22 protein-coding genes and 1 rRNA gene are annotated in these 23129 nt (G+C 40.9%); 18 read left to right on the top strand and 5 right to left on the bottom strand.

What is annotated here, in order from left to right; translation table 11 throughout:
• The first annotated feature begins 134 nt into the window (after positions 1–134).
• From gspC to L2764_RS05825, 15 genes are all read left to right on the top strand, one after another.
• Positions 135–1052 carry a type II secretion system protein GspC gene (gspC, locus tag L2764_RS05895; RefSeq protein WP_248939300.1) on the top strand — a complete coding sequence of 306 codons (918 nt, stop codon included), beginning with the start codon at positions 135–137 and terminating at the stop codon, positions 1050–1052.
• 198 nt (positions 1053–1250) lie between these two features.
• A complete protein-coding gene (gspD, locus tag L2764_RS05890; protein ID WP_312018340.1) occupies positions 1251–3452 on the top strand; it encodes a type II secretion system secretin GspD in 2202 nt (733 codons plus the stop codon).
• Positions 3453–3459: 7 nt separating this feature from the next.
• Positions 3460–4995, top strand: coding sequence for a type II secretion system ATPase GspE (gene gspE / locus L2764_RS05885; RefSeq protein WP_376708380.1), 1536 nt, complete (start codon positions 3460–3462; stop codon positions 4993–4995).
• Positions 4996–4998: 3 nt separating this feature from the next.
• A complete protein-coding gene (gspF, locus tag L2764_RS05880; RefSeq protein WP_248939298.1) occupies positions 4999–6222 on the top strand; it encodes a type II secretion system inner membrane protein GspF in 1224 nt (407 codons plus the stop codon).
• A gap of 67 nt (positions 6223–6289) precedes the next feature.
• The gene (gene gspG / locus L2764_RS05875) at positions 6290–6724 is read left to right on the top strand and encodes a type II secretion system major pseudopilin GspG (RefSeq protein WP_248939297.1); all 435 of its coding nucleotides are present in this window, start codon (positions 6290–6292) and stop codon (positions 6722–6724) included.
• Between the two features lies 1 nt (position 6725).
• On the top strand, positions 6726–7307 hold the full coding sequence (gspH, locus tag L2764_RS05870; RefSeq protein ID WP_248939296.1) for a type II secretion system minor pseudopilin GspH: 582 nt from the start codon (positions 6726–6728) through the stop codon (positions 7305–7307).
• A gap of 101 nt (positions 7308–7408) precedes the next feature.
• A complete protein-coding gene (gspI, locus tag L2764_RS05865) occupies positions 7409–7822 on the top strand; it encodes a type II secretion system minor pseudopilin GspI (RefSeq protein WP_376708379.1) in 414 nt (137 codons plus the stop codon).
• Complete coding sequence (gspJ, locus tag L2764_RS05860; protein ID WP_248939336.1) at positions 7809–8492, top strand: type II secretion system minor pseudopilin GspJ; 684 nt, start codon at positions 7809–7811, stop codon at positions 8490–8492. Before gspI ends, gspJ begins: the two co-directional genes overlap by 14 nt.
• Positions 8493–8510: 18 nt before the next feature.
• Positions 8511–9611 carry a type II secretion system minor pseudopilin GspK gene (gene gspK / locus L2764_RS05855; protein WP_248939295.1) on the top strand — a complete coding sequence of 367 codons (1101 nt, stop codon included), beginning with the start codon at positions 8511–8513 and terminating at the stop codon, positions 9609–9611.
• On the top strand, positions 9608–10807 hold the full coding sequence (gene gspL, locus L2764_RS05850) for a type II secretion system protein GspL (protein WP_248939294.1): 1200 nt from the start codon (positions 9608–9610) through the stop codon (positions 10805–10807). Before gspK ends, gspL begins: the two co-directional genes overlap by 4 nt.
• A gap of 1 nt (position 10808) precedes the next feature.
• Complete coding sequence (locus L2764_RS05845; protein WP_248939293.1) at positions 10809–11285, top strand: type II secretion system protein M; 477 nt, start codon at positions 10809–10811, stop codon at positions 11283–11285.
• Positions 11286–11294: 9 nt separating this feature from the next.
• On the top strand, positions 11295–12056 hold the full coding sequence (locus L2764_RS05840) for a type II secretion system protein N (RefSeq protein WP_248939292.1): 762 nt from the start codon (positions 11295–11297) through the stop codon (positions 12054–12056).
• Between the two features lie 200 nt (positions 12057–12256).
• Complete coding sequence (nudE, locus tag L2764_RS05835; protein ID WP_248939291.1) at positions 12257–12811, top strand: ADP compounds hydrolase NudE; 555 nt, start codon at positions 12257–12259, stop codon at positions 12809–12811.
• Positions 12812–12878: 67 nt separating this feature from the next.
• Positions 12879–13688 carry a 3'(2'),5'-bisphosphate nucleotidase CysQ gene (gene cysQ / locus L2764_RS05830; protein ID WP_248939290.1) on the top strand — a complete coding sequence of 270 codons (810 nt, stop codon included), beginning with the start codon at positions 12879–12881 and terminating at the stop codon, positions 13686–13688.
• Between the two features lie 153 nt (positions 13689–13841).
• Entirely contained in the window at positions 13842–15548 is a 1707-nt protein-coding gene (locus L2764_RS05825) for an MFS transporter (protein WP_248939289.1), read from the top strand.
• Here L2764_RS05825 and mnmH read toward each other — a convergent pair.
• The 3 genes from mnmH to L2764_RS05810 all read right to left on the bottom strand — a co-directional run bounded on the left by mnmH (position 15543) and on the right by L2764_RS05810 (position 18884).
• On the bottom strand, positions 15543–16643 hold the full coding sequence (gene mnmH, locus L2764_RS05820; RefSeq protein ID WP_248939288.1) for a tRNA 2-selenouridine(34) synthase MnmH: 1101 nt from the start codon (positions 16641–16643) through the stop codon (positions 15543–15545). The genes L2764_RS05825 and mnmH overlap by 6 nt on opposite strands.
• The gene (gene selD / locus L2764_RS05815) at positions 16643–17683 is read right to left on the bottom strand and encodes a selenide, water dikinase SelD (RefSeq protein WP_248939335.1); all 1041 of its coding nucleotides are present in this window, start codon (positions 17681–17683) and stop codon (positions 16643–16645) included. The genes mnmH and selD overlap by 1 nt, the downstream gene beginning before the upstream one ends.
• Positions 17684–17777: 94 nt before the next feature.
• The gene (locus tag L2764_RS05810; RefSeq protein WP_248939287.1) at positions 17778–18884 is read right to left on the bottom strand and encodes an acyl-CoA desaturase; all 1107 of its coding nucleotides are present in this window, start codon (positions 18882–18884) and stop codon (positions 17778–17780) included.
• Between the two features lie 145 nt (positions 18885–19029).
• On the opposite strand from L2764_RS05810, the gene fabR reads away from it, so the two are divergent.
• On the top strand, positions 19030–19650 hold the full coding sequence (fabR, locus tag L2764_RS05805) for an HTH-type transcriptional repressor FabR (protein WP_248939286.1): 621 nt from the start codon (positions 19030–19032) through the stop codon (positions 19648–19650).
• Positions 19651–19691: 41 nt separating this feature from the next.
• On the opposite strand, the gene trmA is transcribed toward fabR, so the two are convergent.
• Positions 19692–20789 carry a tRNA (uridine(54)-C5)-methyltransferase TrmA gene (gene trmA, locus L2764_RS05800; RefSeq protein ID WP_248939285.1) on the bottom strand — a complete coding sequence of 366 codons (1098 nt, stop codon included), beginning with the start codon at positions 20787–20789 and terminating at the stop codon, positions 19692–19694.
• Positions 20790–21011: 222 nt separating this feature from the next.
• On the opposite strand from trmA, the gene murI reads away from it, so the two are divergent.
• On the top strand, positions 21012–21797 hold the full coding sequence (gene murI, locus L2764_RS05795) for a glutamate racemase (RefSeq protein ID WP_248939334.1): 786 nt from the start codon (positions 21012–21014) through the stop codon (positions 21795–21797).
• 43 nt (positions 21798–21840) lie between these two features.
• On the opposite strand, the gene L2764_RS05790 is transcribed toward murI, so the two are convergent.
• Positions 21841–22299, bottom strand: a complete 459-nt coding sequence (locus L2764_RS05790; RefSeq protein WP_248939284.1) for an RNA recognition motif domain-containing protein — start codon at positions 22297–22299, stop codon at positions 21841–21843.
• 728 nt (positions 22300–23027) lie between these two features.
• On the opposite strand from L2764_RS05790, the gene L2764_RS05785 reads away from it, so the two are divergent.
• Positions 23028–23129: ribosomal RNA gene (locus L2764_RS05785) — 16S ribosomal RNA — on the top strand; the annotation flags it as partial.

The raw sequence follows: 23129 nt of genomic DNA, 5'->3' as shown, positions 1-23129 counted from the left end.
ATTTGAACATTTATCGCCAATATTGCTCGCGTTATGGGCTTGTTGCTGTTAACTGTGTAGGTTAGCATGGTAGACGATTTGCTAAATTAACGTAAAACAGAGTAGAGGCCTATTGAAATAGGGTCCCATTAATTATGGATTTATTAGATACGATTTTTACAAAAATAGCGAAGATACCTCAAAAGCCATTTAATAATGTTATTTTTTGGTCTGGAATGTTACTGAGTTTATCTTTACTGGCACAAATTACTTGGAAAATGGTGCCTGATACCATGACGGCGTCTAAATGGCAGCCTATTCCTGTGGAAATTAATCGTGCAGGTAAAGTTAATGTTAAAGATATTGAGAAGTTAGCTTTATTTGGTCAGTATACCGCTGATGCAAAGGATAAACCTAAAGCAAACATTGTCGAGCAGATCACTGATGCACCTAAAACGACATTATCTATTCAGCTGACAGGGGTGGTTGCTTCAACAACAGAGCAAAAAGGTCTTGCTATTATCGCTTCTAGTGGTGGGCAAGATACTTATAGCTTGGGCGATAAAATAAAAGGAACTTCGGCTTCACTCAAAGAAGTTTATGTCGACCGTATTATTATTACTAATAATGGTCGCTATGAAACCTTAATGCTCGATGGGTTGCAATATGAAGCGCAAGGACAAGCGAATAAACAATTACAAAAAGCCAAAACGAATAAGGATGTTAGAAAAATTGATCATAGAGAAAATAAAGCGGTATCTGAGCAATTGAAAATGTCTCGAGACGAACTGGTGTCTGATCCTGGTAAAATTACCGACTATTTATCAATATCCCCAGTGAGAAAAAACGGTAAATTGGCAGGCTATCGTCTTAATGCGGGTAAAGATAGAGCGCTATTTACTCAATCTGGACTAAAACCTAACGATTTAGCCAAATCCATTAATGGTTATGATTTGACCGATATGGGACAAGCGTTAGAAGTGATGTCATCATTACCAGAGTTAACAGAAATGTCGTTAATGGTAGAGAGAAAAGGCCAATTAATTGAAATAATGTTCAGTTTGCCTCAGTAATGTGAATAAGCTTTATATTATAAATTATATTTCACCAATGTTTAATCGAGAATATGATGCATAAAAAGCAGCGGTGTGTGCATAAAATTTTTTAAGCGAACAAATGGAAAATGTAAGCACTTTAGTTAGTGCTTTTTAGTCAATTGACAGTGTGTTTTGGTCGCAAATTTAGAAAAGGGTTTCTGGGGAAGGTTGATGATAAATAAGAAGAATATTAAGCGAAGCTTAGTCGCTGGATTAGTGATGGGAGCGGCTTTATTGACCCCATCACTTGCATGGGCTGAACAATTTGCCGCTAATTTTAAAGGGGCAGATATTGAAGAATTTATCAATATTGTCGGCAAAAACCTGAATAAGACTATTATTGTCGATCCTACTGTTCGTGGAAAAATAAATGTCCGCAGTTATGATTTACTGGATGAAGAACAGTATTATCAATTCTTCTTGAATGTATTGCAGGTGTATGGTTATGCCGCTGTTCAAGTTGAAAATAACATCATTAAAGTGATTAAAGATAAAGATGCTAAAACGGCAGCGATAAGGGTTGCAGACGATCAATCACCGGGAATGGGTGATGAGATGGTGACGCGAGTCGTGCCTTTATATAACACGGAAGCAAAATTACTGGCACCATTATTACGCCAACTTAATGATAATGCGGGTGGCGGTAATGTCGTTAACTACGATCAGTCGAATGTCTTAATGATTACCGGTCGTGCAGCCGTAGTTAATAAGTTAGTCGATATTGTTCACCGAGTGGACAAGCAAGGTGATACGGCCGTACAGGTTGTGGATTTACAGTTTGCCTCTGCCAGTGAAATGGTACGGATCATTGAAAGCCTGTATCGTACGACGGGTAATCAAGCACAGCTTCCAGGGCAAGCTCCTAAAGTGGTTGCTGATGAGCGTTTAAATGCCGTGATTGTCAGTGGTGATGAAAAAAGTCGAGAGCGTGTTGTTGCACTGATTAAACAGCTCGATGCCGATCAGGCGACAACGGGTAATATTAAGGTGCGTTATTTACGTTATGCTAAGGCTGAAGATCTGGTGGAAGTATTAACCGGCTTTGCAGAAAAATTAGTAAATGACAAATCAACCTCTAAGTCATCGAGTTCAGGCACTGGTAAGCGCCGGAATAATATCAATATTGTGGCGCATGCTGATACCAATGCCTTGGTGATTAGTGCCGAACCCGATCAAATGCGTACCCTAGAAAATGTCATTAATCAGCTGGATATTCGACGTGCGCAAATACTTGTCGAAGCCATTATTGTTGAAGTGGCCGAAGGGGATACCGTCGGTTTTGGCATACAAATGGGCAGTGCCTTTGGGATGGGAACTCAATTTAATAACATTGGCCCTACCCTTGGTGAGATTGGTGCCGGTGTGTGGGATGCACAAGAAACAAAAGGTACTGAGACGTGTTATGGCTCTGGAGATACTAAAGAGTGTACATCAAATCCAGATACTCAGGGTGACATTACCACCTTGGCTGCTGCGTTATCGAAAGTCAATGGTATGGCTTGGGGGCTTTGGTCGGGAGATTTTGGCGCGTTGATTCAAGCGGTATCGAGTGATACCACATCGAACGTGTTAGCGACGCCGTCTATCACCACCCTTGATAATCAAGAAGCCTCCTTTATTGTGGGGGATGAAGTACCAGTCATTACCGGCTCGACAGCAAGCTCTGATAACAGTAACCCGTTCCAATCTGTCGAACGTAAAGAGGTGGGGGTCAAGTTGACCGTCACGCCACTGGTTAACGAAGGCACCTCGGTTAAGCTTATTATCGAGCAAGAAGTCTCTGGGGTTAACGGCACAACCAGTGTCGATGTGACCTTCTCAACTAGACGTTTAAAGACGACGGTCATGGCGGATTCGGGTGAAATTGTGGTACTTGGGGGTCTCATTACTGAAGAAGTGCAAGAAAGCGTGCAAAAAGTGCCTTTCTTAGGCGATATTCCTTGGCTTGGTCATTTATTTAGATCTTCTTCAAGCACTAAGAAAAAGAAAAACCTAATGGTGTTTATTAAGCCCACCATTATTCGTGATGGCATGACAATGCAAGGCATTTCTGGTCGTAAGTACAATTATTTTAGGGCGTTACAGCTAGAGCAAGATGACAGAGGGATTAACTTGATGCCTAACAGTAGTGTGCCTGTCTTACCTGAATGGAGTATGAGCGATTATATTGCCCCAGAAGTGAATGAAGTCTTAGAGCGTTATAAGCAAGGTCAAGGTTTAGAGACTAAGATGCGTGAAACGAATTCGACGCTGAAATCGATTGCAGAGAGTAAAGAAAGAGATAAAGAAGAGGTTGCTGCTGAAGCTAAGATTAAGGCGGCTCAAGATGCGATAGATGCTGAAAACAGTGGATCGGGTGGAAGTGATGCAAACTGAAGAGTTAATGCAGGCGACAAATGAACTTGAACTGTCAGTGGATACTGAAGTTGATGAAGCACTCTATTCTAATAGTAAAGAGCGGTTATCTTTTGCATTCGCTAATCGTTTTAGTGTGGCCTTAGACAAGGCTGAAGATGGTGAGTTGACCTTGTATCATGTGTCATCAACGCCGTTTGATGCACTCATTGAAGCCAGACGCTATGCGGGAAAAAATATCCCGCTAAGTTTACTTGAAGACGATGAATTTGAAGCCAAGTTAACTCAAGCTTATCAAGCTAATTCATCTGAAGCGCAGCAAATGATGAAAGATATTGGCAATGAGATGGATTTATTCACTCTAGCGGAAGAGCTTCCTCAAACTGAAGATTTACTGGAGGGAGATGATGATGCGCCGATCATCAAACTGATCAATGCGCTATTATCTGAGGCGATTAAAGAAGAGGCTTCGGATATTCATGTTGAAACTTATGAAAAGCAATTGGTGGTGCGATTTCGTGTCGATGGGGTATTAAAAGAAGTGCTTAAGCCGAACCGTAAATTGTCTTCATTACTGGTATCACGTATTAAGGTCATGGCGCGGTTAGATATTGCTGAAAAACGGGTTCCACAAGATGGTCGTATTTCATTAAGAATTGGTGGGCGAGCGGTTGATGTGCGGGTGTCGACCATGCCATCAAGTCATGGTGAGCGAGTGGTATTACGTTTATTAGACAAAAATACGGGCAATTTAAATCTCGTGCAGCTCGGTATGACAGAATCTGTACGAGTGCAGTTTGATGATTTAATTCGGCGTCCTCATGGTATTATCTTGGTTACTGGCCCAACAGGTTCGGGTAAGAGTACCACGCTCTATGCAGGATTGACCGATCTTAACTCAATTGATACCAATATTTTAACGGTAGAAGACCCGATAGAGTACGAGCTAGAAGGCATCGGGCAAACTCAGGTTAATGCTAAGGTGGATATGACGTTTGCGAGAGGATTGAGAGCCATTTTACGTCAAGATCCAGATGTGGTAATGATCGGTGAGATTCGCGATTTAGAAACTGCGCAAATAGGTGTGCAAGCCTCATTAACCGGTCATATGGTTCTTTCAACGCTACATACTAATACCGCATCTGGGGCTATTACGCGGTTACAAGATATGGGGGTTGAACCTTTCTTAGTGTCATCGAGTTTATTGGGGGTATTGGCCCAAAGGCTTATTCGTACATTGTGTAACGAATGTAAAGAAGAGCATCTTCCTGATAAGCGAGAACGAGAGCTACTCGGTATTGAAATTAGTGAGACTCAAACTATTTTTAGAGCAAAAGGTTGTCAGGCTTGTGGTCATAATGGTTATCGTGGCCGAACGGGTATCCATGAATTACTGATTGTCGATGATCATGTTCGTGGTTTAATCCATGAGGGTCGAGGTGAATTAGCGATAGAAAAACATATACGTAAAACAATACCGAGTATTCGCATTGATGGTATGAGTAAAGTCATTGCGGGTAAAACGACTCTAGAAGAAGTATTACGTGTCACTCGGGAGGAGTAATCCATGCCAGCATTTGAGTATAAGGCATTAGATAATAAAGGAAAGCAGAAAAAAGGTGTCGTGGAAGCTGATACGGCTAAGCATGCTCGTTCACAATTACGTGAATTGAAATTAATGCCGTTAGAAATTACGGCGGTGGCAGAAAAAGAAGCCAAGCATAAAGCAAAGGGAGGCGCTTTATTCAAGCGGGGAATTTCCGTTGCTGAGCTTGCGTTGATTACTCGTCAAATATCCACATTGGTTGCCGCCGGCCTACCCATCGAAGAAGCGCTTAAAGCGGTGGGTCAGCAGTGTGAAAAAGACCGGCTTGCTAGCATGGTGATGGCTGTTCGTTCAAGGGTTGTAGAAGGGTATACGTTTGCTGATTCTTTAGCGGAGTTTTCACATATATTCGATGACCTTTATCGGGCTATGGTGGCATCGGGTGAGAAATCGGGTTATCTCGATGTGGTACTCAATCGTTTAGCTGACTATACCGAACGCCGGCAACAGCTAAAGAATAAAATGATGCAAGCCATGATTTATCCTGTGGTGTTAACGGTTGTGGCAATTGGGGTCATTTCAATCCTGTTAGCGGCTGTTGTTCCTCAGGTTGTGGGGCAATTTCAGCATATGGGACAAACATTACCGTGGACGACAGAATTATTGATTGCATCCTCTGATTTTATTCGCTCCTATGGCCTGTTAGTATTGGGAGGGATTATTGGCTTGTTCGTATTAGCCAAACGTTTATTGCGTATTGATAAGTATCGTATGAAATATGACACTTGGTTATTGTATATCCCTGTGGTGAGTAAGGTCAGTAAGAGTCTCAATACTGCACGTTTTGCGAGAACCTTAAGTATTTTAACGGCCAGTGCTGTGCCTTTACTGGAAGCGATGCGGATCGCCACTGATGTATTGATCAATGTGAGAGTGAAGCAGGCGGTTGAAGAGGCGACAGCGCGGGTTCGTGAAGGAACGGGTTTAGGTACCGCTTTAGGTAATACGAAACTTTTTCCTCCGATGATGCTCTATATGATTGCATCAGGTGAAAAAAGTGGTGAGCTTGAAAATATGCTGGAGCGTGCTGCTGATACTCAAGATAGAGAATTTGAGTCAAATGTGAATATTGCACTTGGGGTGTTTGAGCCTGTATTAGTTGTGAGTATGGCTGTCATTGTTCTGTTTATCGTACTGGCGATTTTACAGCCTATTCTAGAGCTCAACAACATGGTTAGTCAGTAAGTTAAATGATGTAGGCGGCTGATAATGTTGATGTATTAGCCGTATAATTTTTTTGAGGGAGTTGTTCATGCAAACACGAAATAAGCAAAAAGGTTTTACCTTATTAGAGGTCATGGTTGTTATTGTGATCTTAGGGATCCTTGCTTCTATGGTTGTTCCTAATTTAATGGGGAATAAAGATAAAGCGGATCAACAAAAAGCGGTATCCGATATTGTGGCATTGGAAAATGCATTAGATATGTACCGTTTAGATAACAGTATTTATCCGACAACGGAGCAAGGATTAGAAGCGTTAGTGCAAAAACCAACAATTTCACCAGAGCCGCGTAATTATCGTCCTGACGGTTATGTGAAGCGTTTGCCACAAGACCCATGGCGTAATGATTACATGCTATTAAGTCCTGGAGAGCATGGGAAAATAGATGTCTTTAGTGCTGGACCGGATGGTCAAGCGGGTACTGAAGACGATATCGGAAACTGGAATTTACAGCAGTATCAATAATATGAATATGTTGCGCCAAAAAGGTTTCACCTTAATGGAGGTGTTACTGGTCGTATTGCTAATGGGGTTAGCCGCTGCAGCTGTCACCTTAAGTATGAGCGGAGCCGGTAAAGCTCGTGCTCTTGAAAGAACGGCGCAACAATTTATGCAGTCGGTTGAGCTGGTGCTCGATGAAACCGTGATGAGTGGTGATTTTGTTGGCATTGTGGTTGAAAAAGATCATTATAAATTCGTTTTTTATGATGAAGGCAAGTGGAAACCCTTAAAAAATGATCGTTTGCTGGGGGAGAGAGAAATGGCTCCCGATGTTGAAATGACATTAGTGGTTGAAGGATTGCCTTTAGTGCAAGACGATGAAGAAGATACTAGCTCTTGGACTGACGATGGCCCTTTTATTGAAAAAACAGCAGAAGAAAAGAAAAAGTTTCCCGAACCTCAAATTTTCCTCTTTCCTAGTGGAGAAATGTCAGCTTTTGAGTTGATGTTTTCTGGTCAAGATGATTCTGGAAATACGATTGATGTGGCCGTTATTGGTGACGCTTTCGGTAGAATGTTGTTAGGCAGAGATATCGATGGAAAATAAAAAGAATCTTTGCTCACAAGGCGATTTTATTGCTGTTATGACGCATCGGATTGGAGCTTGCATCGCAATATCAGTGGCTCTGATGTTTTTTATATCGATGCATGTCAAAAAGGGGGGGGACAGTGAGGTTTAATGTACTTTCATCTCGCCAAGTGAAAGGAATGACATTATTAGAAGTCATTGTGGCTTTGGCGATATTTTCGATAGCAGCGATATCAATTACTAAAAGTTTAAGTGAATTGATAAGCAATATGCCCATTTTAGAAGAGAAAACGATGGCTCAATGGGTCGTTGATAATCAAATGGTCGATGTTAAATTAAACCCTGTTTTCCCTGATGTGGGTCGTACAGAAGGTCAAACGACATTGGCTGGAAGAGATTGGTATTGGCGTCAGCAGGTGGTTAAAACCGATGATGATAAATTTCGATTAGTGAGAGTGAGTGTCAGTGATGATGACACTTTTAAACGTACTATCGCCGAAGTGAGCACTTATGTCTTTAATGACTCGAAATAGCCATGATCAAGGTTTTACGCTATTAGAAATGCTGATTGCGATTGCTATTTTCGCCATGATCGGACTTGCATCGAATACGGTTTTACATACTGTCATGCTTAATGATGAAAGTACTCGTGATTTTTCTGCGAAATTAAAAGCGATGCAACAGGGCTTTGGTATGGTTGCAAGAGATTTTAATCAAATGGTACCTCGTACGCCTAGGCTGTTCGAAGGGGGGCGCGCGAGTACGGTTTTTCAAACTGGCAGCGATATTCTAGATTCTGAATCTGAAGCCATTGTTTTTTTCCGTTTAGGTTGGCTTAATCCCGATGGTTTACTTCCCCGAGGGACATTGCAATCCGTTGCTTATGTCGTCAAAGATGGTAATTTAGAGCGTTGGTATTTTCCTTACCCAGATCCTGAAATGGGGGCTGAACCGATAAAAACGATTATCATGAAAAAGGTGATATCTGTTGAATATTCTTTTTTTGTTGAAGGTAAGTGGGAACGGAAAGTTGATGCAACGGCGTTACCGCAAGCGATTAGTATGCAAATTGAATTAGAAGGTATGGGTAAGGTTGTTCGAAAATTTTTATTGGTCGAGGCTATACCTAAAACCAGTGATTCATCTAGCAGTTCAGGCACAACGACAAGCAGTCGTGATAGCTCTGATGGGTCGGGGAAATAGCCAGTATGATAGTACTGAATGCTAAAGAGGCTGCCCATGTCGACTAAACAGGATGGTGTAGCATTAATCGTGGTGTTATTAATTGTGGCCATGATAGCCATTATAGCGACCAATATTACTAGCCGTAGTCAGTTATCGGTGCGGCGAACAATTAATATGGTGCAATATAACCAAGCTTATTGGTACGCGTTATCGGCTGAAGAGTTAAGCAAAAAAATATTAACACAAGATTTTGAAGATGATGAAGACAGTATCAATCTTCAACAATATTGGGCGCAATCCGATATGGTGTTTCCTGTTGAAAATGGTGAAATTGCTGGCGAAATCTCCGATATGCGATCTTGCTTTAATCTGAATTCACTGTCTGTTAGCAGCGAAGAAGATGTGAGTACTGGGCAGAGCAAAACAACATTACCGATGCGGCAATTTTCTGGATTACTCGTCGCATTAGGCATGGATCAGTTTTCAGCCGATACTTTGGCTGCAACATTGAAAGATTATACCGATGAAGACACCACTACGAGCTCATATGGCGCGGAAGATGCGGAATATGAATCGAGAAGCGTTCCCTATCGCGCGGCAAATACCTTATTATTTGATAAGAGTGAGCTTAGGGCGATAATGGGATTTACCCAAGATATTTATATGAGAATCGCGCCTTATGTTTGTGCTATACCGGCAAATGATGTGCAAGTGCTGAATGTGAATACCATTAAGGTGGAACAAGCAGCATTATTGGCTGGGATGTTTGAAAATAAGATTTCTGTTGGTGAGGCCGAAGGCATTATTAATCAAAGACCGGGTGATGGCTTTGAGTCTATTGAGGATTTTTGGGCGAATAGTTCCATTAGTAGCTTTAAAACATCAGATGAAGCGTTAGCATCCAGCTTTGGCATAAAAAGTGATTACTTTTTATTACGTGCGGGTGCTAAAGTCGATCGGGCCATATTTCGTTTAAAAAGCGTATTAATGAGGAGCTCAGATAATAAGTTATCTGTTATTTCACGTCAGTTTGGTGATAGAAAAATAGTCCTTCCAGTGAAAGAAGAGTCAAGCTCATTTTTAAGTGAAGAAGACAAAATGGGAATGTCACAGCAGAATTCGGAGAAGAAGAAGTGAGCGAACGATTAGTGATTCGATTAGGTCAGGCCGCTGAAGATGCTTGTTTTTGGTTGGTGTGGTCAGAGCAGGAGCAAGAGATTATAGCGTCGGGACAATTGAGTCATGTTGATGAATTATCGAGTTTAACGGAGCGCGCAGGTCACCGTCCTGTTGATATTTTAATCCCAGCTTCCACGATTACATTAACGTCAGTTGAACTGCCTGAAGGCAATCAAAGGCAAGCCATTAAAGCATTACCTTTTATGTTAGAAGAGAATCTAGCACAAGATGTGGATGAGTTACATTTTGTGGTCGGGAAGGCTCAAGGGACGCACCTGCCTGTTGGTGTGGTTGCTCATGAGCAAATGCAAACTTGGCTCGCTTGGCTCACTGAAGCTGAGCTCACAATACAACGCATTGTACCTGATTGCTTAGCGCTGCCTTTAGAGGAATGTCATTGGGCAGCCATGAAGTTCGATGGAGAGTATTTATTAAGAACAGGGGTGTCAAGTGGGATGGCATTAGCTGAAGGCTGGATTGCCACCGCTTTACCTTATTTACTCACACAGACTGATACTGATGAACCTGTCACGGTAGCAACTTATACCGAACTTGCGCTTGCTGGAACGGATTTGCGTCAACAGCCACTTGAGTTACCTATGCTCACATTAGCGAAAGGGCTGGCAACTGCACCGTTTGATTTGTTATCGGGCTTATATAAACCTAAACGTGAATATTCTAAATATTTATCACTTTGGGGGAACACAGCGATTTTATTTGGTGTGTTATTTATTTTAGCTTTGATTAATAAGGGGTTAAATATTTATCAAATGGATGCTAAAGCGCAGCAATTTAAAGCGCAAACGGAAACGATTTATAAGCAAGTGGTGCCAGGTAGTTCTCGTGTTGTTAATGTTCGCACTCAGCTTGATGGTTATCTCAGAAGTTTACAGGGAAATAGTAGCGGCAGTAGTCAGTTTTTTTCCATGTTGGCTGGTATTAAACCGGCTTTTTCTCAGGTGGAAGAGCTTAAGCCGACAACATTGCGTTTTGATGCTGCTCGTAATGAATTACGAATGCAAGTGACAGCCGAGAGTTATGGACAAATTGAAAAATTTAAAGAGATAGTGTCACGTTCTTATACCTTGGATGCTGGAGCGATGAACAGTACTGATTCTGCTGTGACGAGTACCTTGACGATAAAGGTGAAATAACATGGAAAACATCAAAGTATGGTGGCGTGGCTTAGTATTACGAGAGCAGCAAATGGTGGCAGCTTGTGCTGTTGTTTTAACTGTTGGTTTTGTTTACTGGGGAATATGGACCCCGATGGATAACGCTGAAATGGATGCGAAACGCAGCTTGGCAGCGCAAGAGAAAACGTTGAATTATGTTAAGCAAATAGCCAATAGGATTGAGGGGCTGAAGCAAGCGAAAGGAGCCGGTAAATTCAGTGGCAGTCTTAGCGCAGTGGTGAATCAGACGGCAGCCCATTTTGGTCTTGAAATCACACGTATGCAACCTCAAGGGAATAAAATCCAAGTATGGATGGCTGATGTCCCCTTTGATACATTATTAGATTATGTGAGTGACCTTGTACAAACTAAAGGGTTATCTCTTGATAGTATAGATTTAACTGCTGGTGATACACCGGGTTATGTCTCTGTTCGCCGTATTCAGTTTTCTTTGTAAGGTATTATTGTGAGTTTAACGAAAAAAATAATTATTGGCTTATTAGTCTATTTGATTTTTTTAGTCGCGACCTTTCCTGCTAAGCTCGTGGTTAAATTTGCCGAATTACCGCAAGGGTTATCGGTTGCTGGGATATCAGGCAGTGTTTGGCAAGGTGGTATTGATAGTATGACGTTTGAACGCCGTCAGTTTGATTTCTTTAAATGGGAGCTTAGCCCATGGCGTTTACTGCTTGGTCAAGCGCAAGTTGATTTTAGCTTCGGGGAGCGTAATGCCCCGATTAATGGCAAAGGGCGGGTTCGTGTTTCTTTTTCGGGATTATATCTTGAAGATCTCCGATTTGATGCCCCTATCCCGTTATTGTTGGGACAAAAGAAATTACCGTTTAAAACCCAAGTAAACGGTGATATTAGCCTCTTCTTGAATCATTTTGATTCAGGCAAACCTTGGTGTGAAGCTTTAGCAGGTAAAGCAATTTTCAATCAAACTGAGGTTAATAATCAGTTTGGTGATTATCCATTGGGTAATGTGGTTTTTTCTCTTTCATGTAACAAGGGCAATATAGAGCTTAAAACCGATGAAAGTCAAAATACTTTAGGCTTAGTGGGCAGTTTGATATTGGCTGAAAAAAACACGGTTGTTATTGATGCCAAGATGAAAGAAACCGCTGGGCAACCTGCCGATCTTAAAAAAATGCTGAGTCAATTTGGCGCTAAAGATAGTAAAGGTTATTACTCGCTGAATTATAAAGGAGCTATACCTGGACTCTAGTTTTTACAATAAAACACAGTAGGCAAAGCAGAAAACGTCCACTCATTATTTTAAATGGTGGGCGTTTTGTTGTATGTAAGCTTACATTTTCAAACTGTTGTAGATAAAGTAATAATAATTAAATAAAATTCAAGTTGTGGTTCATCTAGGTCGTAGTAAGATTATGTTCATAGAGGATAGATTATGAGCATTGAGGCCCAATGAAGAATAAACTTGTTAAGCCAACTATTTTGAAAACTAATACCATTGCGAAGAGTCGTTTGTTTCACATTGAACAAGTCGATCTTCAGTTTTCTAATCAAGAGTTGCGCCAATATGAAAGAATGAAAGGTAAGGGGCGAGGAGCTGTGATGGTGGTGCCAGTATTGGATAATAAGCAATTATTGTTAGGGCGAGAGTATGCGGTGGGCACTGATCGTTATGAGTTAGGCTTCTCTAAGGGGTTGATTGATCCGGGGGAGACAGCCATTGAAGCGGCCAATAGAGAGCTTCAAGAAGAGATTGGTTACGGCGCTAAGAGGTTAACACACTTGATGGAGTTGAGCTTAGCCCCCAGTTATTTTTCCAGTAAAATGCAAATATTCCTAGCAGAAGATTTGTATATTAGTAAACTGGAAGGAGATGAGCCTGAGCCTATTGAATTGGTCTCTTGGCCACTTGAAAATTGGCAAGATTTACTTGTTGAAGGTGATTTTTCTGAATCCCGTAGTGTTTGTGCCTTGTTTTTAGCTCAAAAGCATCTCAAGCTTAAGTAGGGTAGTAATTGTTGTCGTTTGTTTTTAATCTATGTCGTTTAAAAATCGTGGGCTGTTGGAGTCGTATATGAAGCCAGAACATTATATTGAGCAAGTTATCGATATTGCAAGGGATGCTGGAGAAACGATTAGGGATATTTATCAACGTGGTACATTTCAGCGTGAAGTGAAGTCAGATAATACCCCAGTGACTTCTGCTGATCTTGCTGCACATCATATTATTACTTCTGCTTTGATGGTATTAACACCCGATATCCCTGTTTTATCAGAAGAAGATGCCAATATTTCATTCGCTGAACGAGAAGATTGGCAGCGCTATTGGTTGGTTGACCCGCTTGATGGTACGGGTGAATTTATTGCTGGGAGTGGCGATTTCTCGGTGATTATTGCGTTGGTTGAGCATAACCGACCTATTATGGGGGTTGTTTATGTGCCGATGACTGAGGTTTGCTATTATGCCATTGCTGGGTTGGGTGCGTATAAACGTCATGGAGAAGCTGAGCTTAGGATCCGTAGTCGATATATTGAAACCGACGATTCTTCATTGCGATTAGCGGTCAGTCGAAGGCAAGATCCTCAATCAGTTATTAAGCTGTTTCATCAGCACAAGCATTGTGAATTAGTGACCTTAGGCGGGGCAGCGTTAAAGAGTTGTTTGGTGGCAGAAGGCAGAGCGGATTGTTATGTGCGTATTGGTCCGACTGGAGAGTGGGATACGGGGGCTGCACAGATTATTCTTGAAGAAGCCGGTGGTGAAATTATGGATCTAGAATTGCAACCTTTAACCTATAATGAACGAGAGAGCCTCGTTAATCCTAATTTTATTGTTGTAGGTGCACCTCATCTAGAGTGGGATAAAATTTTGGTAGGAGGGTAATATTTGCGTGGTTTGAGTAGAACAATATTCTTAAGTGAGTGATTGGCCACTGAGATGACTACATTCTTTCAATGATGCGTCTTGAATTGAGCAGTTTCATGCGCTCTGAAAATATGCATCTTCAACTAAGTTGAGGATAAAAGGATTATCGTTATGATTGCTACTCGTCGCTTTCTCCCCTATTTTGTGACTCAATGTTTAGGTGCCCTTAACGATAATTTATACAAAAATATTCTTTTGCTCATGGTGACTTACTCTCAAGTTGAGCATTTGCCTATCAGTGTTAATTTATTTGTTAATTTGGCGGCGGGCTTGTTTATTTTTCCTTTTTTATTGTTCTCTGCTCATGCGGGATTGATCGCCGATCATATCGATAAGGCCTTATTAATAAGGCGGTTGAAGTTATTAGAAATAGTGATTATGGCTTGTGCTATGGTGGCTATTTTGACTCAAAGCTACCTTGTTATGTTGTTACTGTTGTTTTTGACAGGGACACAATCTACCTATTTTGGTCCGGTTAAATATTCTATTTTACCACGCGCTTTATATGAACATGAATTAATCAAAGGAAATGCTTGGGTCGAGTTAGGCACGTTTATTGCCATTTTAGTGGGGACCCTTTGTGCGGGTCTGATTGTTGAAAATGATCCAAATGGGTGGTTATCGGCGGGATTGGTTTTTGGGGTGGCAGTGATAGGTTACGCGTCCAGTGTCATGATCCCTTCCGTGCCCCCTATTTCCGCTCATCATAAAGTGAAGTTTGCACCTTTTTCTGGTGGTTGGCGGATGGTTAAAGAGGTGAGAAAAACGCCTGCCATATGGGCGAGTATTATTGTTATCAGCTGGTTTTGGTTTTTAGGCGCGACTTATCTCACTCAGTTCCCCAACTTTTCTAAAGTTAATCTTCAAGGTGATGCGACGGTTGTATCTTTACTTTTATTATTATTTTCAATGGGAATTGGAATAGGTTCGCTGATATGTGGACGTCTTTCATTTGGGCAGGTTGAGCTGGGTATTTCTTTGGTTGGCGTGATTGGGCTCACTTTATTTGGGATTGATCTGCCTTGGGCTGTGACGTTACTTGAACCACATTCCGGTACGCCTTATAGTGCCATTTCCTTCATTTCGGAGGGGGGACACTATAGAGTGATATTTGATTTGTTTATGATTGGCGTGAGTAGCGGGTTATTCATTGTTCCTTTATATGCTTTTATTCAAGTTAAATCTAAGCAAGGGCATTGCGCACAAGCTATAGCGGTCAATAATATCATTAATGCCGTGTTTATGATTGGATCGGCTGTGCTTTCTATGGTGTTGTTAGGGGCTCTTTCTTGGAGTATTTTACAGCTCTTTTTACTCTTAGCGGCATTAAATGTACTCGTATTAGCTTATCTTATTTGGGCATTCCCCAGTTTTATCTTTGCTTGTGTGGGTTATGTCATTCGGCACCTTTTTCTACAGATAAAGATAAAAGGACTCGATCAATTAGTGGGTGGAGGTGCCGTACTGTTGGTCGATCGTGATTTATCAACAATAGAGCGAGTGATATTACAGGGAATGAGCGGAAGAAACATGTTTTTTGTCAGTGATAATCATCAAAATGAAGTTGGTTTTAATGCATGGTTATCTCGACATTTAAATTATATATTGGTCTCTGAAGCATTAGAGTCAGAGCAGCCTTCGATCGATAGCCTGTTGATGAAAGACTTAGATGCCGGCGATTGGGTGGTCATTAAAGATGTTGAGTTTCATGTATTGTTTTCTGACATGAAAATTCAGCCTCCTAAATTATCGGTGAGGCTCAAGGCCACAGAAGCGTTAGCGTTTCGAAGCTTAGTTGAGCTTGATATTGTATCATAAGTTATCATCTAGCCATTGATGTATCGCTTGATGAGATCCTTGAAAAATGATCTTGTGACTTTTTTTATTGAGTTGATATCGATACATGGGATCATAATATTGCTCAAGTAAGTGTGCAATCCACACTCTATGACCATCGGGTGTATTTTTACTTTCGTGTTGTTTACAAGCATGTTCGAGCGCATTTTGCAGTTCATCATGGAGCTTTCCGCCTAATCGTTTTTTTATTTGCCTGATCCCATGTCTTAAATATTGTTGGAATGCCTCGATCCCGTTTGTGCACCCTAAACGAGCAATAAATTCTTTCCGCATGTTAATCACATATTCTTTAACTATCCTCGATATGCGATTCTCCTCTGTTTCTTCAAGTACAAGGACATTGGCTGATTGCATTTTTACATAAAAACATTTTGGAATAGCTGAGCGGCCGATGAGATAACTTTCATCTTCTAATAGTAAATAAGCAGGTGAATTGATTTGGCGTTTGAGTAATGTAATGGCTAATGTGTTTTCAAAGTTTATCTGACTGGGTTGTGCACCATAATGCTGACCAAAACTGGAACCTCTATGGTGAGCTATAGCCTCAAGATCGACAGTATTTTTACGCCGCGATAACAACTCTGTTTTTCCACTTCCCGTAGAGCCACTGAGAATGAGTAAAGGTTGGCTCTGGCTTATTGTCTCAGTTGAACGGATTAAAAACTGTCTCATGGCTTTATATCCTCCTTCAATGTAAGGAACTGAGTAGCCCGCTTCTTTTAGCCATTGCTGACTTAATTGCGAACGTAATCCGCCCCTAAAACAATAAAGGTATGCATTAGGTTTTTTTTTTAAAGAGTGAAGCCAGTTATCGGTACGCTGCTGCTTTAACTCTCCCTTGATGAGCGAGTGGCCAAGATTTATGGCTGCCGCCTGTCCATGTTTTTTATAGCAAGTGCCAATAAGCTCACGTTCATTATCATGGATCAAATAATGATTACAACTGTGAGGAAAGGCACCTTTGTTAAATTCTATGGGCGATCTTACATCGATGAGAGGGTGATCATTGATGAAAATAGACGGATAGCTGGAGGAGGGGATAGGGTCAATAAGCATTAAATTAAACTTATTGTGTGAGTTGCAGCGGCAGAAGATAGTTGGCCTATGCAGTGGATCGGCAATTGATGTTTTTCAAGTACGTGTGTGAGGGCCTGTTCTGCATCTTGACTGACGGCGACTAATAAGCCGCCACTGGTTTGTGGATCGCATATAATGGCTTTTTGTGTATTAGTGAGTGTGGGTAAGTGTTCGCAATAGCTACTGTAATTTCTTTGTGTTCCACCAGGAATACAGCCCATTTGAATATAATCATAGACTCGAGGAAGGCTAGGCAAGCTTGATGTATTGAGTATTGCTTTGAGATTTGAACCTTGGCACATCTCTAACAGGTGGCCAGCGAGTCCAAACCCAGTCACATCGGTCATGGCATTGACCCCATTAATATCCGCAATAATAGGACCAATATCATTGAGTTGACACATGGCATCGATAGCGATGTGTTGATCGTTTTTGGCTAGTTTTTGCTGTTTTTGCGCGGTGGTTAAAATACCAATGCCTAATGGTTTAGTCAGATAGAGTTTATCCCCAGCCTTAGCGGTATTATTTTTTTTGAGTTTATTTAGGGCGATTTGTCCACTCACGGCAAGGCCAAAAATAGGTTCTGGAGAGTCAATGCTGTGCCCTCCTGCAAGCATGATACCTGCGTCCTTGCAGGCTTGGCGGCCACCGTCGACGACACGTTGTGCTGTTTCAGGAGAGAGCTTGTTAATTGGCCAGCCTAAAATGGCAATTGCCATGATAGGTTGCCCCCCCATGGCATAAATATCACTAATGGCATTGGTTGCGGCTATGCGCCCAAAGGTGAAAGGATCGTCAACAATGGGCATAAAAAAATCAGTGGTACTGATGATACCGGTAGTCTCATTGAGCTGATAAACGGCAGCGTCGTCACGACTTTGGTGACCGACAATGACATTAGGATCTTGAAAAATGGGGAGCTTTGAGGCCAGAATTGTACTTAATACTGTGGGGGATATTTTACAGCCACAGCCTGCGCCATGGCTATATTGTGTCAGTCTTATTTCAGTATCCTGCATCATTAGGCCCTTATATGATATTTGTAAGTATCATATAAGGGGCTGGTTAGTTTGAATACTAGCCAGATGCATTAATATGCGGGTTTTCTTAGTGTTAAACGTAAATCGATGTGAGTACTCGCCAGTTTTTCTTTTGTTGTTGCCAACGGGCTTTAAGATCTTGGACCTGATTCATTAATTGATCGTCAACCAATTGTTTTCGTTTAGCTTCAATCAGTACTTTCTTCACTTCGTAATATTCCACCAAATGACTTTTCATGATGTCATATTCGGATTGAATGATAGCCAAAATTTCTTCACGGTTAGGTAAGTGCGCAATTTTATGCTGAGTTTTTTGCAATTGCATCTGTAGCTTTGCGCTTTCGATACGCTCTTGGGGAACCATACGTAATTGGCTGACTAGTCCTATTTTTGCGAAGGTATTAATCATCCATTTTGTTGGATCGTAATGCCACCATTTAATGCCGTTGCGATAATCATTTTCAAAAATATGATGGAAATTATGATATCCCTCACCATAAGTTAATAATGCAACCAAGGCATTATCCTTTGCTGTATTTTTATCAGTATACGTTTGCTTACCCCAAAAATGAGCCAGTGAGTTGATAAAAAAAGTGAAGTGATGGCTGACGACTAATCTTAATAATCCCGCTAGTAAGAACATACCTAGCATATTTCCGCTTAACCAGCCAAGTAGGAGAGGTAATCCAATATTCATGGTTAACATTAAGGGTAAATAGTATTTATGTTGCCACATAACGATTTTATCGTTTTGTAAATCACGAACATTTTTATAGTCATTATAGCGATGAGCTTGATATTCTCTTAGCATCCAACCGATATGGCTGTACCAGAATCCCTTTTTAGCGGAGTAGGGATCTTTATCATTATTATCGACATGCTTATGGTGAATACGGTGATCGGATGACCAATGCAATACGCTGTTTTGTATTGCCAATGCACCACCTAGTGCATATAAGAAACGGATTGCAGCATGGGCTTTATAAGTGCGATGAGACCATAATCTATGATAACCCCCAGTGATTGACATGCCGCTGGCAAAAAGCAGTACAACAAAGGCAATCCACTCTGAAGTTTGAAACCCCTGAGTCATTGCATACCAAGGTACCAAAATGACAGCACCAACGAAGGTGAGGGTAAATAAACTGACATTGGTCCAAATTAAAGGAGGTTTTTTCATTACGTCTCTATCAACTTTATTTTGAGCTTACATGTGTAAGCTAATTTAACGTGCTTCGTGGTTGGGGTCAAGGTTTCTTCTATTGCTGCGTTTTACTGTAAAAAACGGTATTATCCGCTTTATATGTTTGGTTAGCGGATCCAGTATGGGCATTAGAGCATTGCAAAAAGAGAAAACTCGTCGCGCGTTAGTTGATGCAGCTTTTAATCAATTAAGCGCCGAACGCAGTTTTTCAAGTTTGAGTTTGCGAGAAGTTGCTAGAGAAGCCAATATAGCGCCTACTTCCTTTTACCGTCATTTTAAAGATATGAATGAGTTAGGGTTAACCATGGTAGATGAAGGAGGATTGACGTTAAGGCAGATGATGCGCAAAGGGCGTCAACGGGCTGAAGCGGGAGGAAGTGTGATCCGTATTTCTGTTGATACTTTCATGGAGGTGTTGGAGTCTAATCCTAATGTTTTTCGTATTTTACTGCATGAACGTTCTGGTACATCTGCACCTTTTCGTGGAGCGGTGGCGCGTGAAATTGAACATTTTATATCTGAATTAACCCATTACACAGAATCAACAACTCAACGTCACCCTGCGTTAGCGAGAGTGCAAGCAGAATCGCTAGTGACTTTAGTGTTTAATGCGGGGGCGGCCGCATTAGATATGAAACGAGTTGAGCGAAAAAAATTAGCCGATCAGCTGGTGGTACAGCTGCGTATGGTAGCAAAAGGTGCTGAAGCTTTACAAAAAAAGCAGCTTCCTAAGGTCAGTTGAGCTTAAACTGAACAGTAAACCTTAGGATGCGTTTTCATTAATTATTTTTTTTCTAACAATAGACCCGATTCCATATGTTCGGTATAGGGAAATTGGTCAAATAATGCAAAACGGCTGATGTGATGAGTTTTACTGAGCTCAGCTAAATTATCGATTAGCGTATTAGGGTTACATGAGATATAAATAATGCGCTCATATTGCTGAACTAATTTGATTGTATTGTCGTCCAGACCTGCTCTTGGGGGATCAACAAAGATGGTATTACACTCGTAGCTATCTAAATTGATGCCCTCTAAACGCCTAAATATTCTCTTTTTTGCCATTGCATCAGTAAAGTCTTCGGCTGACATTCGAATAATCTGCACGTTATCGATGTTATTGGCTTTAATATTATATTGTGCAGACTCAACCGATGGCTTAGCTAATTCGGTGGCCAATACTTTATTAAAATTTCGTGCGAGTGCAATTGAAAAGTTGCCGTTACCGCAATACAGTTCCAATAAATCACCACTGCTATTTTGAGTGGCGTCTACGGCCCATTCGAGCATTTTGATAGAGACCTTGCCATTGGGTTGTGTAAAACTATTTTCAATTTGATGATATTGCAGTGGCTTGTTATTGATAGTTAAAGATTCAATAACAAAATCTTTATCCATGACGATTTTTTGTTTACGTGCTCGACCGATTAAATTGAGCGTAAATTGTTCGGCCAAAACGGTTTTTAAGGTTTGAGCTTCTTGCTGCCATACTTGATCTAATGGCTTATGATAAAGCAGTGATACTAATATTTCGCCGCTGAGTGTTGAAAGAAAATCGATTTGAAAAAGTTTGTGGCGTAATAGCGTATTAGATTTTAATTTTTCAATTAAAATGGGCATGACTTCATTGATCAGTTTACTGGCGGGTAAAAATTGATCGCAGCGAACCTTACTATTAAGCGCCTTATCAAACATGTAATAGTACATGTCATCACCGTCATGCCATATACGAAATTCAGCGCGCATTCGATAATGTTCAGGTTCGGAAGCAAATATTTCTAATTGTGGTGTATCAAAGTGGCTAAATAATTGTGCCAGCTTGACGCGTTTTTGCTCGAGCTGCGCATCATAGGTCGTAGGATCCATTGCGGCTAAATTCATATACTGATCATCATTGGCTTAATTTGGGGCGGAATTATATACCCAAGTGGCTTGAATATGCGAGTTTAAGAGCCTGTCAAATTGTTCCATTCAAGGCACATCATTGAAGGAACGTAGAACATGTGGATATGCGATAAGTTGTTAAAGTCCCGTTTCTTGCTTTTGATTTTGACGCTGTTGTGGGAAACTGCATTTTTTAATGCTTTATTTAAGAGGTATGCATTGTCTGGACCTATTTTAGTATTCGATTCTGGCATGGGCGGATTATCAGTTCTTAACGCAATAAAATCTGTTTTGCCGCAGGCGACTTATTGCTATTTATTCGATAATGCTCGTTTACCTTATGGTGAATTGGATGAACAAGATCTAGTCGAAGGCTGTGTAACCTTAATTAGTCAAGTCGTGAAGCAAATGAATGCTTCTCTTGTGGTCGTTGCGTGCAATACAGCGAGTACATTAGTATTGCCGATTTTAAGGCAGCAGCTGAATATTCCTATTGTCGGAGTGGTTCCAGCCATTAAACCAGCTGCAGAGCACTCAAGATCAAAGAAAATAGGCTTGCTTGCAACACCCGCTACGATTACACGCATTTATACTCATGATTTAATTGAGCAGTTTGCAAGTGATTGTGAGGTTTATTTGTTTGGTTCTTCTCAATTAGTGCTTTTAGCGGAAGATAAAGTTGTGGGTAGGGAGATTGATGAGCACATTATTGAACACATATTACAGCCAATCAAAAATGCAAGCATTGACACCTTAGTGCTGGGCTGTACGCATTTTCCAATACTAAGAGCTGAAATACAGCAAGTCTTAGGTTTAGAGGTGACGTTATTGGATTCAGAGCAGGCCATAGCATCAAGAGTCAAATCATTACTGGGTGATGAAATGAACTTTTCTGATGAACCGCTCTGTACCGCTTTTTATACTGCGGCCGAGATTACTCCCAGTTTAAGAGGAAAATTAGCCAATGATGGGTTTGTTAATGTTAGTCAGTTCCATATTGGCTAAAGCTTTGTCTTAAACACATACAAGTAAGTTGATATAGAAACGATTAATCGCTTGAATCAGCTTTATCTGAATCTTGAGATTTTGCTTCTCTTACTTTTAATGTTCTTTCTTGGAAATCAAATTCGTTTAGTTTGTTCATCGCTTTCTTCGCTCCGGCTTCAGACATTTCAATAAACCCAAAACCTTTACGTCGACCTGTTTTTCGATCTCGAACTAAGCGAACAGAATTAACGGGGCCATATTCTCCAAATAAGGCTTTTACTTCTCCTTCATGTACACGATAAGGTAAGTTCCCAACATAAAGAGTCATTGTTGGCCCTGTATAGGGTTTTTCAGAGTCTGATGTCATTGAACTTGATTTTGATGAAATAGAATAAACGACGCTAGTAATAATTACGCCAGTGAAAAAAGCGATAGCACCGTTTAGCTCGGGGGCAAGCAGGTATATTGCGAGAGCACCAAGAATGGCAATGAGCAAGACAATAAAGAATGGCTTTTGCATATATATAATCTCTAAAGAGTTAATGAATGAATTGATAAATAACTGTTAACAACTGCTACATGGTAATGAATTATTTAACGTGAAACTAGTCTAGTGATGGAAAAACAAACTTTAGTCACCTTTTAACCATCTTAAAGATACGACAATTTACTCATTTTTGGTCTAAATTGTATGGGATTTCGCCAAAAAAAAGCAAAATGGATAAAAGGTGTGCACATGGCTACTTTATTTTTAAAAAGCCCTTGCGCACTGAGTAAATCTCCCTATAATGCGCAACCACTGACACGGCAAAGCAGCTTCTTACTCAAGTAGGAAACAGCAGCAGTGGCAAGCGATTCAAGTCGTTAAATTAGTTTGAGATAGTAACACTTTAATACGAGTTTTACTCATTGAAAAACTTCTTAAAAAAACGCTTGACGCACACTGAGAAATGCGTAAAATACGCTTCCTCAAGCCAACGACCTAGCGTCTTAGGCAGCTACCTGAAAAATTCGTTTTTCATACTAGCAACGCTCTTTAACAATATGACAAGCAAATCTGTGTGGGCACTCACAGGTGTCGATTTATTCGAAATTGCTTCTAGCCACTTACTTTCGAGTAAAGGGTGTTGAAGCAATCAAAAATACAACTCGATGAACCACTGAGTGACCATAGCAATATGTAAACTTCATTATCTTTTGATAGTGAAAAACAGAATTCATTGAGCAGGTCTTCGGACCAAAAAACTTTAATTGAAGAGTTTGATCATGGCTCAGATTGAACGCTGGCGGCAGGCCTAACACATGCAAGTCGAGCGGTAACAGGAAGTAGCTTGCTACTTTGCTGACGAG

This window comes from Shewanella surugensis (assembly GCF_023284005.1).
GTDB lineage: Bacteria > Pseudomonadota > Gammaproteobacteria > Enterobacterales > Shewanellaceae > Shewanella > Shewanella surugensis.
The sequence above is the reverse complement of the archived record's forward strand: the minus strand, read 5'-3'. Positions and strand labels throughout refer to the sequence as shown.

Excerpts from the sequence above, each read along its gene's own strand:
- gspC (WP_248939300.1), top strand. The coding sequence starts at position 135 with ATGGATTTATTAGATACGATTTTTACAAAAATAGCGAAGATACCTCAA.
- gspE (WP_376708380.1), top strand. The coding sequence starts at position 3,460 with ATGCAGGCGACAAATGAACTTGAACTGTCAGTGGATACTGAAGTTGAT.
- gspF (WP_248939298.1), top strand. The coding sequence starts at position 4,999 with ATGCCAGCATTTGAGTATAAGGCATTAGATAATAAAGGAAAGCAGAAA.
- gspG (WP_248939297.1), top strand. The coding sequence starts at position 6,290 with ATGCAAACACGAAATAAGCAAAAAGGTTTTACCTTATTAGAGGTCATG.
- gspH (WP_248939296.1), top strand. The coding sequence starts at position 6,726 with ATGAATATGTTGCGCCAAAAAGGTTTCACCTTAATGGAGGTGTTACTG.
- gspI (WP_376708379.1), top strand. The coding sequence starts at position 7,409 with ATGTCAAAAAGGGGGGGGACAGTGAGGTTTAATGTACTTTCATCTCGC.
- gspJ (WP_248939336.1), top strand. The coding sequence starts at position 7,809 with ATGACTCGAAATAGCCATGATCAAGGTTTTACGCTATTAGAAATGCTG.
- gspK (WP_248939295.1), top strand. The coding sequence starts at position 8,511 with ATGCTAAAGAGGCTGCCCATGTCGACTAAACAGGATGGTGTAGCATTA.
- L2764_RS05845 (WP_248939293.1), top strand. The coding sequence starts at position 10,809 with ATGGAAAACATCAAAGTATGGTGGCGTGGCTTAGTATTACGAGAGCAG.
- nudE (WP_248939291.1), top strand. The coding sequence starts at position 12,257 with ATGAAGAATAAACTTGTTAAGCCAACTATTTTGAAAACTAATACCATT.
- cysQ (WP_248939290.1), top strand. The coding sequence starts at position 12,879 with ATGAAGCCAGAACATTATATTGAGCAAGTTATCGATATTGCAAGGGAT.
- L2764_RS05825 (WP_248939289.1), top strand. The coding sequence starts at position 13,842 with ATGATTGCTACTCGTCGCTTTCTCCCCTATTTTGTGACTCAATGTTTA.
- mnmH (WP_248939288.1), bottom strand. The coding sequence starts at position 16,643 with ATGCTTATTGACCCTATCCCCTCCTCCAGCTATCCGTCTATTTTCATC.
- selD (WP_248939335.1), bottom strand. The coding sequence starts at position 17,683 with ATGCAGGATACTGAAATAAGACTGACACAATATAGCCATGGCGCAGGC.
- L2764_RS05810 (WP_248939287.1), bottom strand. The coding sequence starts at position 18,884 with ATGAAAAAACCTCCTTTAATTTGGACCAATGTCAGTTTATTTACCCTC.
- fabR (WP_248939286.1), top strand. The coding sequence starts at position 19,030 with ATGGGCATTAGAGCATTGCAAAAAGAGAAAACTCGTCGCGCGTTAGTT.
- trmA (WP_248939285.1), bottom strand. The coding sequence starts at position 20,789 with ATGAATTTAGCCGCAATGGATCCTACGACCTATGATGCGCAGCTCGAG.
- L2764_RS05790 (WP_248939284.1), bottom strand. The coding sequence starts at position 22,299 with ATGCAAAAGCCATTCTTTATTGTCTTGCTCATTGCCATTCTTGGTGCT.